We start from the raw sequence: 16084 nt of genomic DNA on the forward strand, positions 1-16084 counted from the left end.
CTTATATGACTTTATAAAAGTATGCACCACCAACAAGTTGTTTTTATTTTTTTCAGTTTTCGAATCTTCATGAGGGTACCTCCTTTCCATCATTATCATCTTCACTTGAAAGGGTATTAGTCCAATCATATTTTCTATGAAACTTAACCCATGAAGGGAAGATTTCTTTAAATAACTCTACTAACTGTGGATCAAATTGTGTTCCTTGACCCTCGATTATTCTAGAGTAAGCTTCATCAACTGAAAGTGCATCTCGATAGGATCTTGAGGAAGTCATCGCATCGAACGCATCCGCTATAGATACTACTCTTGCTAAGAATGGTATCGAGTCCCCTTTAAGTTTTTCTGGGTAACCTTTACCATCCCACCTTTCATGATGGGACTTTATTATAGGTAAACTATCTTCTAGTCCCTTTACTTTAAGGATCGCTTCTTCTCCAACAGAAGGATGTGTTTTAATAACTTCGAATTCATTTTTTGACAGTTTTCCTGGTTTCATTAGAATTGAATCAGGTATATTTACTTTTCCTATGTCATGCAATAAGCAAGCATAGTGAAAGGAACTTAATTCTTTTGGTGTGAATTTTCCCGTCTCATTAGCCAATGTTTGTGCATAATATGCCACTCGTTCACTATGCCCTCTTGTATATGGGTCTTTCAATTCTATGGTTGCTATTACTCCCTTTACAATACCACTTAATTGGTGGTCATACAAATCTTTTATGGCTTTTAGGTAATCTTGAAAGCGTATTAAAATTAAATAGGCTATCCAGCTTAAGATTAATACTAATACTATTGGACCAATCGTGTTTTCTGATTTTAAATAAATCCCAAGAAAAATGTATTTTAATACTATTGTGCTTGTTACCACCCTGAAAAAACGAATATTTATAAAAAAAGGGGTGAATAATACAACTAAAACCTCTACGGCATTCCCACTTTGATATTCAAGATTATTCATCGAATAAATCGATATTTCACTGAGGATTGAAGTAAAAAAATATCCTATTACAAATATATATTTAACGAAATAAACCTTTTCTTTTCTCATAAAAATCGTGAAAATCGGCAAAGAAAAAAGTAACCAAAAATACATCCAATAATTTACTTCCCGGGGTAAATTCAAATCAATATTTTTATAAAAATAATGGTAAAACACTTCATAAAGAAAAAAGATTATATAAAATAGCAGCAAAAACCATTTTAATGCTCTTTGTTCTTCATAAATAAATGTTCGACTAATCTTCTCTTTATACATAGTTACCTCACATTACTTCCTTAATCTGTCGCTATCATTCTTATCGCCAAATTACTATCTAAATTAATAGATTAAAGTGACTCTCGCTTAATATAAGTAAATTCACCTATCAAAATACGACTAGAATCGACATTTTTCTTCATTATAAACCAAAAGGACTATGCAAAGAATAGTCCTTTTGGTTTATTTAAATGAATCGCATTAAAATTTAATCTTATTTATGGATAACCGGGAGTTTTACTTCAACTGTTGTGCCTTTGTTTAGTTCACTTTTAATAAAAAATTGCCCATTATGTTCTTCAATGATTTTCCTGGTAACCATTAACCCTAACCCATTGCCATTTTCTTTAGTAGTATAAAATGGTTCACCTAGCTTTTGTAATTTATCTGGTTCAATTCCGCAACCTTTATCTTTTATGTAAATAGTTGTAAAATCTTTATCGACTTGAGAGGTAATATTTACTATACCCCCTTCAGGCATTGACTCTATAGCATTTTGGACTAAATTGATGAATACCTGCTTTAATTGATTTTCATCACACATTAACATTGGGTTATCAGTAAGATCCAACTTAATTTTCACATTCAATCTATCAGCATGAGGCTCTATCATCAAAAGAACATATTCTATAATCTCTCTTTGATTTTTTACACTTTTCACACCTGAATTTGGTCTTCCTAAGATTAAAAGATTCGTTACAATCGCGTTTATTCGATCAATTTCACTTAACATAATAGAATAATATTGATCATCTTCCTTATCTTTCTCTTGTTGAAGTTGAGTGAAACCCTTTAAAGACGATAGAGGATTTTTGATTTCGTGGGCGATGGCCGTAGCCATTTGTCCAATGACTGCTAATTTTTCTTTTTGTCTTAAATCATCATGAATCGAAGTAATTGCTGCTAAATATGATTGAAATCTTGATAACAGCACCCACGTAATAGCTGATATAAAAAGAATAAGTGCGATAGGGAAAAGAACATTATTCGAATGAAATAAAATTCCATCTAAAAGGTATTTCATTGTAAAACCTATTGTTGTTACCTTGAAAAAACGTTTATCCACAAAGATAGGTGAAAAAAGTATAAAGTATATTTCTAGAATGTGCCCTCCTGTAAATTCCTTATCATTTCCATAAAAAATCATCGCGTTATTCGTGATATCTAAGAACATAAAACTAAACATATAGATGTATTTAATTTTTTCGGGTGAATTCGTTTTTATCAGATAAACGGCTATTGGTAGCAAAAACAGTAGGAGAAAATGCATAACAAAACCCATACTACCTTCTGGAAAACCAGTTCTTAAATCATTATAATATGGAACAACAAAATAATATGCTAAATCATATGCAAATAAAATAATATAAAAAGTCCACAAAAAGAACTTTACTGCTTTTACTTCTTCATATACTAAAGCTGAATTTTTTTTAAACGGGTTCATGCGGGTCTCCTTAAGCCTGATGTCTTGATAGCCTTATTATAGCAGGATGTGTCATCTTTTGTTGCTTTATGTCTGATTGTCAACTTATTTTCCTTTTATGTAGTAACTTTCATATTATACCAAATAAAGAGAAACTTAGAAACGAAAGGGTTTAGAAAGAAATCGGGCCTGAGATTATTCAGGCTCGGTACCTAATTTTTGATGAAACTTCAGATAAGTAATTAACTCTTCCAGTGTTTCAAAATGGCCAGTTGTGCCAAATTCGTGGAATACATTCATCTTTCTTAGAATTCCGCCGAGGTCAAGGTCATTGCCGACAAGATATAGGCTCTGTCCCCGCTCTTTTAATTGATCCTTTAATTGCAGTAGCAGCAAGGCACCAGAAGCGTCGACAATGGTTACTTTTTCGATCGCTATCGCTATGTCTGGACTGTTATCCGAACTGATCGTTTTCGCTATTAATTCTGTGGCTCCAAAGTAAAGCGGGCCTTCGAGATTATATATTTTCAATCCGCTTTCCGATGTGTGATTTATTTTAAAACCTTCTTCACTCATCCGCTTCATGAAGATGAGTGCACTCATCACGATGCCAACACCGACTGCAACCATCAGATCAATCGCTACAGTTAGGATCATCGTTACCAGCATGATGGCAGCGTCGGTTTTTGGTTCATCCTTTAAAATCTTCAAACTGTCGTAATCAAACATCGTAATTCCTGTCATGATCAGGATTCCAGCAAGTACCGCCAGCGGAATCTCCGCCGCTAGCTGCCCGAACACAAGCATGAAAAGCAGCAAGGTAACACTATGCACCATCGCTGACATAGCTGTTTGTCCACCGCTGCGCAAATTAACAACTGAGCGAACAGTAGCACCAGCACCTGGCATTGCCCCAAACATTCCAGCTAGCGTGTTGCCAATCCCCTGCCCAATCAATTCCTTGTTGCTCTTATGCTTTGTTCCCGTCATATTGTCCATGACGACAGACGTTAGCAGCGAGTCTATCGAACCAAGGATTGCAATGCTTAAAGCCGCCGGAATCAGCTGAATCATCGTTGAGAGATCGGCTGCAGGAAAGTGGAATTGCGGCAGTCCTTTAGGGATTTCTCCTATTCTTTCAACACTGTCAAAGAAAATTACATCATGGAGGAATGGAAGTGTGAAATGAATCGCCGGCAACACTTTTTCCAAAAGAACCACAGCAACTGTCCCTAAAATTAGCGCCATCAGGCTGGGTGGAATCGCCTTAATCCATCTCATCGCCACAAGCATGAAAAGAATCGTTAAAATGACGACCAAAAAACTGCCAGTCACATACTGCAGCTGTCCGATAATAATGATAATCGCAATTCCGTTCATAAAGCCGCTGACCACCGGCAACGGAATGAATTTTAAATAATTTCCTGCCTTCAGCAACCCAAAGACAATTTGAAACAGTCCGCCCATGAATGCAGCAATGAAGGCATACTCCAGCCCCTGTGTCGCAACAATTCCTGTAAAAATAATCGTAATCGGCCCAGTCGGACCTGTAACCTGGCTCTTCGTCCCGCCAAATAAAGCCGCAAAGAACCCAGTGATGATTGCGCCATACAATCCAATGATCGCACCATCAGAATTGCCCGTTGCCTGCATCCCAAAAGCCAGTGCCAACGGCAGCGCCACAACCGAAACCGTAATCCCGGCTAACAGTTCACGCTTGAGCGTCTGAAACATCCACAATACGCCTTCTTTCCTATCCATTTATGAGAAAAATTATACGCCTTTTCCCGGATAATGAATATGGAAACTGAGAAAAGAAATGAATTTTTTACGGAGCAATACGAGGAGGGAACGGAAGAGCTGACTGGTCAAGCAAGCTGGACCAGCCATAAGCTATGCAAGCCAATGACGGTTGTATAACTAACTGCTGCAAGCATAGTCAGACCCTTAACGAACTTTGATTGCGGAACTTTTTTATACAGTACAAACAATACTAACGCCACAGAAAGAAGAACTTTTAGCGCAAGGAAGAGCCCGATATCATTGACATAGAGCGTCTCCATTAAAGGATTTGCTTCTGTTATTCGCGAGCTTTCCACTCCGGCAACTGTCAAGGCTGCATCGGCGAGGTTTAGAAGAGCAAGATAATAGAATAACAGGACCACGCTGCTCACCCCCTTTTCCCTTTATTATTCCCATCCAACCTTGCTGCTAACACTTTTTCCTGCTTGGAAAAAGGATTGCCATTATTTCCTTCATCGTATCGCTCGGAGTATCATAGCTAAAGAATTGGTAATCGACGTAATCGGTATATTTCTTGTAAAAATTGCTTCCATCCTGTTTCGAGGTAAATTCCAGGTATTTCCGTGAAGATTGATATGGAAAAGGCTTGAGCTGATGAAGAAAAGGAAACTCTTGATACACGGCGGAAAGCGTTCGGACCAGCCGTTTTCTTGTTTTGTGCATTTCTGACATATTTATCAATTGATCGAAGTCTAAGTCATCTTGTAAAAAGTGAAGCAGTTGAATGATATCCAAATAGTATTTTCGAGAGTCAAGATTGTGGCGCCATCCGTGCAGAACAATCATGTAAAATACATGGAGACTGGATAACTTTTTCACAGAAGAGTACTGTCCTAATGGCTCTGATGCCTGCCAAAATTCTTCGATCGCAAGCTGCGCCGTCGACTCCTTCAGTAAATCCCAATGCAGTTCAACAACGAGAGGGATCTCTGACCAAGGAAGCTTCTTGCTGTAACTGTAATGAAAATGACCGGGAATCTTCGCTTCTTCCCCTGTAAAACCTAGTTGATTTGCTAATTTTACAGCTGCATCAATGTGGCCGTGCTTCACGAGCAAATCTATATCTGATGTTTTCCTTGCACCGAGGCTTCCGAAATAGTCTTCAGCAAAACAAACACCCTTCAAAGGAATAACTTCCATCCCGCGTTCTTCAAATGCATCGAGAAGTTGCGTTGTTTCGTGTTTTACAAAGAAATTCAGCTGCATGGTTTGATCGTACTGCCCTTTAAGATAGTGGCTAAAAAAGTCTGGTACTTGCTCTAACCTGCCTTTTTCCTTCAAAGAATGATAAATCTGAGGAGCAATGGAAGTGAATTGCCGATCAAGTAAGAGCTGTTTGTAATAGGCTTCCTCTTTCGGCAACCCAGTCTCTTTTGTATATAGCGCTGCTACCAATTGATTCGTCATTTTTCACCACTCCCCTCACTTTGATACAAGATACAGAGATTTCTTTTGGTTCGGTTTTGTGCCATTCAACTTCCGATAAAGACCAGTTTCGGCAATTAGCTGTTCATGGGTGCCTGTCTGGATTACTTCCCCTTCATCGAGCACGATAATTTCGTCTGCGTTTTGGATGGTCGATAATCTGTGGGCAATCACGATCGTTGTTCTTCCCCTCATTAATTGCGCGAGTGCTTGTTTGACGATTGATTCCGTATTGCTATCCAAGGCAGATGTCGCTTCATCGAGGAGCAGGATCGGGGCATCCTTTAAGATCGCTCTTGCAATTGCGATTCGCTGCTTTTGACCGCCGGACAGTTTCATGCCACGTTCCCCAATTTCCGAATCATATCCTTGAGGGAGGCTCATGATATAGTCATGAATGCAGGCCTGTTTTGCAGCCTCGATCATTTCTGCCTCTGAAATCCCCTCTCTCGCTAACGAAAGATTTTCACGGATGGATCCCGCAAATAAAAATGTCTCCTGCGGCACATGAGCAATCGTACTTCTTAATTCTGACAGGGTCATTTCTTCTGTTGGAATTCCATCGATCAAAATTTTTCCTGATTGCGGCTGATAAACACCTTGAAGCAGATGGAACAACGTCGTTTTCCCCGCTCCGCTCGGACCTACCAATGCGATCATTTTCCCCGGTGGAATTTGCAGGCTTAAGTTTGAAAAAATCTGTTTATTTTCGTCATAACTGAAAGTTAGCCTTTGAAATTCGATCGATTTCGGCTTGCGTTTCACCGGTATATGGGTTGGCAAGTCCAATGATGCTACTGGTTTTTCAACCAACTCAATGACTCTGTCGATCGCTGTAATCGACCTTTGGAAACCGGCCCATTGTCCTGCTAATCCAGTCAGCGGATAAACAAGATAGCCAACAAGATTGGTAAACGTCAGTAATGAGCCAATCGACATTTCTTTTTGGTAGACAAAATAAGCACCGAGCGACAGACAGGTCAGAAAAACGCCAGAACTGATTAAGTACCCTCCGGAATAATACCAGCCCTGCAGCTTTGCATTTTCAAGTTCCAATTTAAAATAAGCATCGTTTTCGCGAGTAAACTTTTCAAAAACCTTTTTTTCAAGCGTGAACGAACGGATGACTTGGAAGCCCTGGAATGTTTCACTTAACGTATTATTAATTTGAGCAATCAAACTATGAAGCTTGCGCCCATTTCGTTTCAGCAGCAAGCCAAATCCCGCTCCCGCGACCATCGCAATTGGACCGATCACGATGCTGATCATCGATAAAACCCAGTTTAATTGGAAGAGATAAATAAGGACGGCAAGATAGGTGAGCGGCAGGCGAATTAGATTCAACAAACTGCTGCCAGTAACCCCATCAATGCTGTGGATATCATTGGTAAAATAAGAAAGAAGGTCGCCGGAACGAAGATTAGAGGCAACACCTGCAGGCAGGCTGAGAATATGCTTAAATAAATATTCTTTCAAATCCTTTTTCAAGCCGTTAGAAGCAATTGTTTCAAAATAAATATCACAGAAATTCGCGATGATATTCAAAACAGTAAGGCCAATTCCGATCGGGATCAGTCTCTTCAACTCCTCGAAATCACCGCGAATTGCTGCGTCCGTGATCCTTCCGAAAAACCAGGCAAACGCAATCGTGAACAAAATATCGAAACATAATAAAAAAAGGAGTGCCGAATAAGCCTTCCAATGCCTTTGAAAAAACGGTTTCAACATCGAAAAGGTTTTACGAATATCCTTGAGTGAAAAATACTGGTTCATAAGCTGTTTACTTTTCGCCATAGCGTACTCCACATTTCTGCAAAATGAGATTTCCCGTTTAGGTATTTCCTTAACATTCCTGACAAAGCAGGCAAGGCCATAATCAGATTTCCCCATCGTTTCACCGAGGAATGATTCATGGAGACTTCGCATCTTTGTTTTTTAATAAGCATCAGTTTTCCAATTATTTGTTCAAATTGGACGGCCTTGTCATATCCCAGATTCGTGTCCCCTTTGAAAAAGCAATCGTTTGCTACCTGGCGAATGAACCGATGGGCTATTAATTGCCCTTGACCAGTGTGATACAAAATAATGTCTCCTCTCTGAAAAGAAGCACGGCTGCAAGGTACAAATCTGCATACATCCCCTCTCTCGATTAACGGAAACATGCTGTTGCCATCAGCAGGCAATTCGAGAAAGCCATCTTTGTCAATCGCCATCTTTAAAAAAAGAATCGTTTCTTGATCAAACAGCATGGGAAATCAGCCCGTATTTGGTTAAATCCGCTAAAAAGTGATCAATCGCATCTTTTTCGCATTCCACCCCGTATTCGAGGTCAATTGCCTTGTACAGACTATCCACCGTCTGGGCTTCCCTAAGCTTCTGCCAACAGAATCCCCCAAGATCATTCAGCCTCGTGACCGTATATTGCTCAGTATCCAGAATGATCCACTCATTCTCCACTTCGATTTGAGCAACATTCTTTTTTTGAACAAATTGAACCATTACGAAATCAGCTCCCAAAATGTAGGATCTTTGCGAAAATACAGTTCATAAACAGGAACCTTCTCTACTAAATTCCGCAGTAAGCCCATAATTCGATGCGTCTCAGCCGGATCATCGTTCCAGTAAAACACCTTATCCATTAGTGCAACAAGCGCATCAGGCCCTCCCATCCTTTCCAGCCTGTTTCTTTCAGACTGGTGCAGAAGCTGAATGCCTGCCAACGGGGCTGGTTGTTGATACGTGGATTGCAGCTCACTGCGGAAAGGGGAATCGAAAACAACCATCCCATCCGCGGCGATCTTCACAATAGTGGCTTCATCCGATAATAGCGCCCGTGGTTCTGATAGTCTAGCAGCAGTCGACTTCCCTGCTCCGGAATGACCGGCAAAGATGTGGGCCCTGCCATTCTGAATTGCGCAGGAAGAGTGAATTAATAGACCCCAGTTATGGTAGACGATAAAAGAGCTATAGAAATTCATTAACGCATGCTTTAAAGCTAGTTGGTCATGAACTTGGATGGTAGCTGATGTGTAGTCTGGGCTGGATTCTATTAGGTAGTCCGCTCGTTTGAAGGTGATTTTGTTCGGCTCTTTTCCAACCTGAACATCGAAATTTTGAAACACCGTTCCATATCCAGGCAAAACGGTTAACTGGATATCTACATCTTCCTCTTTTCTTTTCAAGACAGGAAGAAATTGCGCGGCAAGACCTTCCAATGTATTCCAATCAGCGGATATACGTAAACTATGAGCTGCCATTTTCACGAAAATAGTATTCATCAGATAATCCCTCAATGTCGTACTAATTTAATAGAGCAAAAACGATGATCATTTATTTTTCCATGGCTTGTCAGGGAATGGTCCTGGTCCTGGCTTGCCAGGTCGAGGTTCATTTGGATAGTGATTTCCATGATCGCCATCACCTTTTGGGTTCTTATTACCACGCCCTTTATTCCAGCTATGGGCAGTTTCAAACTTAATTGGTTGATGACTCAAAACCAATGGACTTATGCTCGCTTTTTCCTTTTTCATTGAATACCCTCCTTTGTTCATTATAAAGAACGATAAAGTCAAAATAATAGCGCGTATTTTACGCACCTTGGCTGTTACCTAACTCTCTATTAAGTGTAACCTTTCTTTTGTTCTTTTTAAAGAATATATTTTCGACAAATTTCAGCATTTACGTCACCCTTTTTAACCAGTGCCCTAATTTTGAACGCTTCGTAGAAAAATAACTTCGATGCACCATCCACCAAAAAAAGACAATCCCAATGGTGTCCTTTACTAGATCTGCTATCGAAAAAGACCGGAACGGAACATACAACTGGTGTATTTCATCTATCACTCCATACGCCAATGCGATTGCCGCAGCAGTAAGCTCTTGCCAGGTTCTCAACGGGCCGAAACTGAGGAAGACGATCACGATAAATAAGTACAACAATCCAAATTGAAAGAGATGGGCTAGCTCTAAGCTCGTGCCGATTATCAAATAAACGGATCGGTTTAAAGTGCTAGTAATGGCAGCAAGGCTTTCAGGATCAAAGTAACTGGATTGAATCCAGATGAAAGTCATATAAGCAATGGTCCATCCAATAAAAAATATTCTTCTTAAGCTCAAAAGATACGTCCCTCCCCAATTATCCGACAAATAGTCTTTTTTCCTACAGCAAGTCCAAGCAATCGAGCAACAATAGTCATATTTTATAAAGAATTCAACAAGATTACTAGGAAAAAGGAGACGAGTAAATTGTACATTATTGAATTACAGCGGTGGAATATTACGCAAGGGATCCCTGCAAAGCCTTATACAGATGCAGATTATCGAATGGCAGATTCTAATATTATCGGAATCAATCATGCACTGGAGCACGCTCGCACGGCTGGATATTCTAAAGCAATTTTGCCTAAAGGGGAGTATGCTTTATGTTTTCCGCGGGTCATAAAGATGGTAAGCAACCTGACATTCGACTTAAACGGCTCTATTTTAAAGGTTATCTATGACTCTGACAGAAAATCACCATTTGATACTAGAACGACAACTGACTATTACAATTTTAAAGGAAATAGTATTGAATTTGACAATGTACACAATAGTCACTTGATTGGCGGAACAATTATTGGAGACCGCGATGATCGAAGCTTTTCTAATGTAGCCGCTGAACGAAAGATGGAACACACATATGGAGTTGTTTTCAACAAGAGCACCAAATACAGTTCGATCAAAAATTGCGTTGTCAGAGATTATATGGGGGATAATATCACTTTTTCCAGCTCAGCTGTTAGAGAACTTGCCGAGTTTAATCTAAACCTAAGTCAGAACAATTTAGATTATGCAACTGGAGAAGCAATATCAGCTGCCAACACATTGACGACCGGATTCATTGCCATCCCTCAAGATACGAATATTTCCACTTTTCTTATTACCGGGGCAGGATATTCGAGACTAACCGCATTAATGACAAAAGAAGTCGACGTGTTCTTCTTCCGGGCTGACAATACCTTTATAGGGGTACTGAAGAAACGGAGAATATATACTGATATCTCTATTCCTGTTGGCGCCGCAAAAATGCGGATGGTTTTCTTTAATGAGACGAATCCGTCAAAAAATATGCAAATCACCTTGAAATTCGGATCCATTCCTCATCATAATTTGGTTGAATACAATGAAGTTTTCAATGGGCATAGGGGTGGGATTTCTCTAGGAGGCAGCTATAATATTATTCAGCACAATGTCATTCGCGATAATGGCAAAGGCAGCAATAGTTTTTTGGATGGAAAGCCGATTTTTAGTGATCCGACAAGATATGGCATCAATCAGGAGGATTCCTTTGGAGACAATTGTGTCATCAGAAATAATCTCATCTATGGAAGCAACCATGGAATTTTGGCAGGCTGTTACTCGATTCAGATTGAAAACAATCATATTTACAATATAGATTCCATCGGGATTAATCTATATAGCTTGCTATTTGCAAATATCCGAGGAAATGTCCTATCCAATTGCACAACCAATATTGGATTGATGACCTCCCACTTCGCCAATGCATATGTGAATATTTCAGAAAATAGTTTTACTGGCGGCAATATGTCCTTTTTCGCGAATAATACTTATCAGGTGACGGTGACTAATAATAATTTTGTCGATGTTCCGAGTATGAACTTAGGAATCGATCCGATAAAATGCGTATTTAAACAAAATCGAATCAAATACTCTACTCTTACAAATACTCCATTTATTACAGCATATAGTATAGAGGATTGTATTATTGAATCTTCCTCTCCAAAAGAATTAGTCTTGCGCATATACCATCAAAATGGCTGTACATTTAAGAATCTTACTATTTCCCTCCAGACCCAAAATGGAACAACGCAAGGGGAAAGTGTTTTTATTGACAACTGTGAATACCTGAATAGTACTGTATTTAATCTCATCCTTGCCACAAAAGAAAGGTATGTTAAAATTACTCGATCGATATTTACAGATACTATTATAAAAGCAGGAAACATTAATACAGCTGGCAAAATAGCAACGATCCTTCTCGAAGATTGTCAATTAAAAGTTATCGCTAACAAGTATCTATTTGCAACTGATTTGAATCAGCCAAAAGCGCTTATTGAAGTAAGAAATTGTTCGATTGAGATAGACAATGCTGATTTCTCCTATTTAATTCATCATGATAAGCCGGTTGTAATCAAAGTTTTTGCCATTTCACTTTATAAGAACAACTTCGTTTATAAAGGGGAGTCCCCACTTAAACTAAATTACTATAATCATATAAAACCAATGGAAATTTTCATTTCTGCAGATAATGACTTTCAAAACATCTTGCTCCCACAGCCAGATCCAGCAATCTTCCTGGATTATAATCCGCAAACTACCTTTAAAACAGAAGTTACCTTACAGGAAGAAACGCTTGTCGTTCACAATTTAAATACAGAATATCCCTTTATATTAATTTTTTCAGACACAAAGACTATGATTCAGCCGTTAATAAAAGTTGTCGATTCTAATTCGATTTTATTACAAGATAGCCAACCGCAAAAGGCACAGGTTGTCGTAACGAAAATCTGACTTTTTCCACTCACCCTTATTCTTATTCGGGTGAGATTTTTTATGTTGCTTTCTATACTTTATAATTCCATTTGAACCTTCTAACGAATATTTTTGCTAATACATTCTTGGCTACTCCCATTAAATAGGCAAATTCAGCGGTTCTGTGAAAGAGGAGGACATAAATAATATTAGGAATGACCAGACAGAAAAATATGGTAACAACGAAGGAGGGATACCCATCTATCGGCACTAAATCCGCTGCTTTAGCGGTAATAAAATACGTACCGATTAAAATAAAAACATCGGCAATATAGACTTTATAATACATCCACAACGGTTTTTTAAATACCTTTTGGAACACTAGGTATGGAGTCGTCCAAAACGGAACAGCTATCGCACTTATTAATGTACCTGCAAAGACACCCGTAATCCCTATGTTCTGAACCAAAATAATAGAAAAGCCTATATTAATGACAGCCTGCAAGAGTGGCGCGAACCGATCTTCGTGAAATATTCCAGCAGTTGTTTTCATCGTTGTAATGGAATTCCTCATCCCTCTCTCATAAAAAATGACCAATAATACCGCCAGCAATGATCCATTTAATAAATATTCCGCACCTAACCAGATAGAGATAAACGGTTCTAGTATGATTGCTAGAAAAATGGTGAAGAAAGAATAAAGCCAGAAGTTTACCAGCCGATAAATTTTATAAATGGCATATACCTTATCGGCATTTTCACTCGCCACGAGATTTCCGATACTATGATAAATATTAGTAAATACTTGATTTACAAATGTACGACAGATTTCAATTAACATCTGATAGTTTGAGTAAAGGCCAACCGCAGCAACACTGACAAAAGAAGAAATAATAATATTATCTGTCCCAAAAATGAAATAGTTTCCAATGTTTTGAAGCACTATCGCTTTTACATTGGTGGTAATTTGCTTCCTTGTCTCCGGATCTAGTTTATCTTTTACCTTAGCTTTTAAATATGGATACATCCGGTTTACGATTACCGCTAATAGGAGAGAATTCCCTATCGTGATGATGCTATCAATGATCAAATATAAAAGATAATTTTGTGTATAGTGAAGGATTCCAATTTTTATACAAACTGAGATAATCGAAGAAACCGAGTAGATTCCCGTTACAATATAGCCTTTTTGCGAAACGTTTAAGAAAGAATTTTTATGAACATAGAAATATGGGGCAACAGTATTTAACAGGAAGATCAAATAGATGAGATGAATATCTTCCACGTTTGTGTCTTTTATAATGAGATCCAAGAATGGCATAATCAAAAGACCTAATGCTAAAATGACAGCAGCTATGACCATATAGGTATTGCGATAGAATTTCATTAACACGTTGATTCGATGATGGTCATTTTCGGCAACTGGTTTATACAGACTATACATGATGCTTACCCCAAGGCCTGCCTCAGCAAGAGTCAGCATAGCAAGTATATTCGTGAACAAGCCATTTACACCCAAATATTCAATCCCGAGAGTCGAAATAAATACAGTTCTTGAGATAAAACTGAGTGCTGTAATAATGAATTGGTTAGCCAAGCCTGCGGCGATATTTAGCATGGAATTTTTTACTCTCATTGTCTTCTCCACTTTTCTATCTAATCTTTAACTGTAAACTTACGATTGTAAAAATCGGATTAGCTTTTTGAATCGAACCATTGAAATTGCCGATAACAGAGTAAATCTTTGTATTTCCAAATAACGAGCGATTTGACTGACCTGTAGTTCATCCTTCACGAACTCATAATATAAGTTATGAAACATTTTTGATCTTGCTATTTTGTGATATTGCTTTTTGCCTATACAAATTCATACTTCTAATAGCAAATCCTTGGGTAAAAGGCATAATAGTAAACATCGATGCATAAACGCCAATATCCTTCGTATCTCCTTGGGAAAAATCGATCGCGCCGTCCCTTCTCGTTACTGTCATCAGATAATGAATTGCTCTCTCGGCAGCTAACCAGTTCTCTTGATGATTCTGAATACCTTCCGTAGCATTCAGTAAAAACCAGGAAAGTGTGGCTGTTGCAGAAGAATCCGCTCTGCTTTCAGTCCTTGTCACCGTTGAGTTCCAGCTGCCATTCTCATTTTGAAATTGTCGGATCGTTCTGGAAAAATCTACTACAAGATGTTCCAGTTCCTTTTTAGCTGGATGATTGCTTGGGAGCTCCTTCCATGTATCAATTAAGCCAAGCCCAAACCATCCCAGACCTCTTCCCCAGCCATAAACTCCTAGAGGAAGTTTATTGTTTACTTCGTAAGCATGGCAAGGGATAAAGCTTTTCTCCATAAGTCCATACTTTTTGTACTCCATGATCTGCTTAAAGGCTAAAGAAATACATTCTTCCTTTTGATACCGCAAGCCGTACGCAACTAAAAATGGGCAAATAAAACCGATCGTATCCACGTATCTATAAGTTTTATTGGCCTTGCGATATTGGACGGTTCCGTCGTCGCCAATATGGTCCAAGATTAATTTCCAAGTATCATCGAGTGCTGGTCTATATTTATCTACTTCTATGAAGTCCAGCTTAAATAACGCATAAGCAAGAATAGCTCCGTCAATATGCTGAGGCTTTTTTCTCCAGTTCCCCGCTTTAGTAAAGCTCCGGTCCATATATCTGATTATTTCTTCTTGTAGCTCTTCATCCTGTTTTGCAGCCTCTGCCAACCCTAATAACAACGCCGCCTCCTGCCAATGCTGAATGGTTGTATTAGCGTAATTCCCTCTTACCATATCGATCACGATTAATCTGGTATTATCAGTAACTCTGATTCTCGGAGTATGATTCAGCCACCGCTTCCCTTTATTGACAATCGATTGATTCCAAGTTGAATCGTTTTTGAACCTTCCTATCTTTATTCTGAACAGCCAATCTGTTCCTATCAATATAAAGTCTATTAACACAACCAATATCGCTAGACAGGTAATGATGTAAACAAATGTTTGGAATACCATTTTTGATTCCTTTCCGGGTACGGTTTTACTTTACATAACCTATAGTAGTTTCAAGTTCCTTAGACATCGTTTCTCTCCTATCGACCGTTATTTTCTCGCTAACTGTCCAACTTTGATCGTATACCTTCGATTGAGCGATCATTTTTTGGTGTTTATCTAGGTATTCTTCCGTTTTCGCAAGTATTTTTGCTGGATTTCCACCAGCGACACATCTATCGGGTACTGCTTTGTTACGACGCTTCCCGCAGCGACAATTGCATTCTCACCAATTGTTACTCCAGGCATAATTAACGCTCTTGCTCCAATGAACGCATGATCTTTAATGATGATTTTGGCAATTTTCGTATAGTCTAAGTATTTTTTGGTACTAGCATCATGCGCTAATAAATATACTTGAGGCGCAAAGGTAACATGATCGCCAATTTCAATTAACCAGCAATGAGCCACATCAATCGTGCTCGCAGCTAATCCGTGACAATTCTTCCCTACTCTCATTCCCAACTCTTTACATGCTTGCACAGTTAATTCTTCAGGACTTACTTTCCCTCACTAGTGTTGCATAAATAATGTCACAATTTTCAGTTTAATAATTTTCATCTTTAAGAGCCAAAAAAGTAATTACCT

The 16084-nt window shown here is 38.7% G+C and carries 15 protein-coding genes; 1 reads left to right on the plus strand and 14 read right to left on the minus strand.

The genetic code is table 11. The features are described 5' to 3' along the window. Positions 1-67: 67 nt before the first annotated feature. From UB32_RS06200 to UB32_RS06250, 11 genes are all read right to left on the minus strand, one after another. Positions 68-1258, minus strand: coding sequence for an HD-GYP domain-containing protein (locus UB32_RS06200; protein ID WP_044392122.1), 1191 nt, complete (start codon positions 1256-1258; stop codon positions 68-70). 214 nt (positions 1259-1472) lie between these two features. Next, positions 1473-2702 carry an ATP-binding protein gene (locus UB32_RS06205; protein WP_044392123.1) on the minus strand — a complete coding sequence of 410 codons (1230 nt, stop codon included), beginning with the start codon at positions 2700-2702 and terminating at the stop codon, positions 1473-1475. Positions 2703-2876: 174 nt separating this feature from the next. Further along, positions 2877-4415 carry a SulP family inorganic anion transporter gene (locus UB32_RS06210; protein ID WP_052806968.1) on the minus strand — a complete coding sequence of 513 codons (1539 nt, stop codon included), beginning with the start codon at positions 4413-4415 and terminating at the stop codon, positions 2877-2879. Between the two features lie 134 nt (positions 4416-4549). Continuing rightward, a complete protein-coding gene (locus UB32_RS06215) occupies positions 4550-4846 on the minus strand; it encodes a DUF5658 family protein (RefSeq protein ID WP_044392125.1) in 297 nt (98 codons plus the stop codon). Positions 4847-4892: 46 nt separating this feature from the next. Next, complete coding sequence (locus tag UB32_RS18960) at positions 4893-5891, minus strand: nucleotidyltransferase family protein (RefSeq protein ID WP_052806969.1); 999 nt, start codon at positions 5889-5891, stop codon at positions 4893-4895. Positions 5892-5906: 15 nt separating this feature from the next. Next, positions 5907-7703: an ABC transporter ATP-binding protein gene (locus UB32_RS06225; RefSeq protein ID WP_044392126.1), complete on the minus strand. Its 1797-nt coding sequence runs from the start codon at positions 7701-7703 to the stop codon at positions 5907-5909. Beyond that, positions 7679-8158 (minus strand): S24/S26 family peptidase, encoded by a 480-nt coding sequence (locus tag UB32_RS06230; RefSeq protein ID WP_044392127.1) that lies wholly within the window; start codon positions 8156-8158, stop codon positions 7679-7681. Before UB32_RS06230 ends, UB32_RS06225 begins: the two co-directional genes overlap by 25 nt. Continuing rightward, positions 8148-8408, minus strand: a complete 261-nt coding sequence (locus UB32_RS06235; protein ID WP_044392128.1) for a PqqD family protein — start codon at positions 8406-8408, stop codon at positions 8148-8150. The genes UB32_RS06230 and UB32_RS06235 overlap by 11 nt, the downstream gene beginning before the upstream one ends. Then, a complete protein-coding gene (locus UB32_RS06240; RefSeq protein ID WP_044392129.1) occupies positions 8408-9187 on the minus strand; it encodes a hypothetical protein in 780 nt (259 codons plus the stop codon). The genes UB32_RS06235 and UB32_RS06240 overlap by 1 nt, the downstream gene beginning before the upstream one ends. A gap of 48 nt (positions 9188-9235) precedes the next feature. Beyond that, positions 9236-9439, minus strand: a complete 204-nt coding sequence (locus UB32_RS06245) for a hypothetical protein (protein ID WP_044392130.1) — start codon at positions 9437-9439, stop codon at positions 9236-9238. 148 nt (positions 9440-9587) lie between these two features. Continuing rightward, a complete protein-coding gene (locus UB32_RS06250) occupies positions 9588-10025 on the minus strand; it encodes a VanZ family protein (protein WP_241768434.1) in 438 nt (145 codons plus the stop codon). A 129-nt stretch (positions 10026-10154) separates the two neighbouring features. Here UB32_RS06250 and UB32_RS06255 point away from each other — a divergent pair, with 129 nt between their 5' ends. Then, positions 10155-12479, plus strand: coding sequence for a right-handed parallel beta-helix repeat-containing protein (locus UB32_RS06255; RefSeq protein WP_241768435.1), 2325 nt, complete (start codon positions 10155-10157; stop codon positions 12477-12479). Between the two features lie 52 nt (positions 12480-12531). On the opposite strand, the gene UB32_RS06260 is transcribed toward UB32_RS06255, so the two are convergent. The 3 genes from UB32_RS06260 to UB32_RS06270 form a co-directional block, all read right to left on the minus strand. Next, positions 12532-14076 (minus strand): lipopolysaccharide biosynthesis protein, encoded by a 1545-nt coding sequence (locus tag UB32_RS06260; protein ID WP_044392131.1) that lies wholly within the window; start codon positions 14074-14076, stop codon positions 12532-12534. Positions 14077-14251: 175 nt separating this feature from the next. After that, positions 14252-15460 (minus strand): glycoside hydrolase family 88 protein, encoded by a 1209-nt coding sequence (locus UB32_RS06265; RefSeq protein ID WP_044392132.1) that lies wholly within the window; start codon positions 15458-15460, stop codon positions 14252-14254. Positions 15461-15616: 156 nt separating this feature from the next. Then, positions 15617-15955, minus strand: a complete 339-nt coding sequence (locus UB32_RS06270) for an acyltransferase (protein ID WP_241768436.1) — start codon at positions 15953-15955, stop codon at positions 15617-15619. Between the last annotated feature and the right edge of the window lie 129 nt (positions 15956-16084).

The sequence above is a fragment of the Mesobacillus subterraneus genome, assembly GCF_000934845.1.
Classification (GTDB): domain Bacteria; phylum Bacillota; class Bacilli; order Bacillales; family Cytobacillaceae; genus Mesobacillus; species Mesobacillus stamsii.

What these genes read in the sequence shown, in the direction of transcription:
- UB32_RS06230 (WP_044392127.1), bottom strand. Translation starts at nt 8,158, where the DNA reads ATGCTGTTTGATCAAGAAACGATTCTTTTTTTAAAGATGGCGATTGAC.
- UB32_RS06240 (WP_044392129.1), bottom strand. Translation starts at nt 9,187, where the DNA reads ATGAATACTATTTTCGTGAAAATGGCAGCTCATAGTTTACGTATATCC.
- UB32_RS06225 (WP_044392126.1), bottom strand. Translation starts at nt 7,703, where the DNA reads ATGGCGAAAAGTAAACAGCTTATGAACCAGTATTTTTCACTCAAGGAT.
- UB32_RS06205 (WP_044392123.1), bottom strand. Translation starts at nt 2,702, where the DNA reads ATGAACCCGTTTAAAAAAAATTCAGCTTTAGTATATGAAGAAGTAAAA.
- UB32_RS06210 (WP_052806968.1), bottom strand. Translation starts at nt 4,415, where the DNA reads ATGTTTCAGACGCTCAAGCGTGAACTGTTAGCCGGGATTACGGTTTCG.
- UB32_RS06270 (WP_241768436.1), bottom strand. Translation starts at nt 15,955, where the DNA reads ATGAGAGTAGGGAAGAATTGTCACGGATTAGCTGCGAGCACGATTGAT.
- UB32_RS06235 (WP_044392128.1), bottom strand. Translation starts at nt 8,408, where the DNA reads ATGGTTCAATTTGTTCAAAAAAAGAATGTTGCTCAAATCGAAGTGGAG.
- UB32_RS06260 (WP_044392131.1), bottom strand. Translation starts at nt 14,076, where the DNA reads ATGAGAGTAAAAAATTCCATGCTAAATATCGCCGCAGGCTTGGCTAAC.
- UB32_RS06200 (WP_044392122.1), bottom strand. Translation starts at nt 1,258, where the DNA reads ATGTATAAAGAGAAGATTAGTCGAACATTTATTTATGAAGAACAAAGA.
- UB32_RS06265 (WP_044392132.1), bottom strand. Translation starts at nt 15,460, where the DNA reads ATGGTATTCCAAACATTTGTTTACATCATTACCTGTCTAGCGATATTG.
- UB32_RS18960 (WP_052806969.1), bottom strand. Translation starts at nt 5,891, where the DNA reads ATGACGAATCAATTGGTAGCAGCGCTATATACAAAAGAGACTGGGTTG.
- UB32_RS06245 (WP_044392130.1), bottom strand. Translation starts at nt 9,439, where the DNA reads ATGAAAAAGGAAAAAGCGAGCATAAGTCCATTGGTTTTGAGTCATCAA.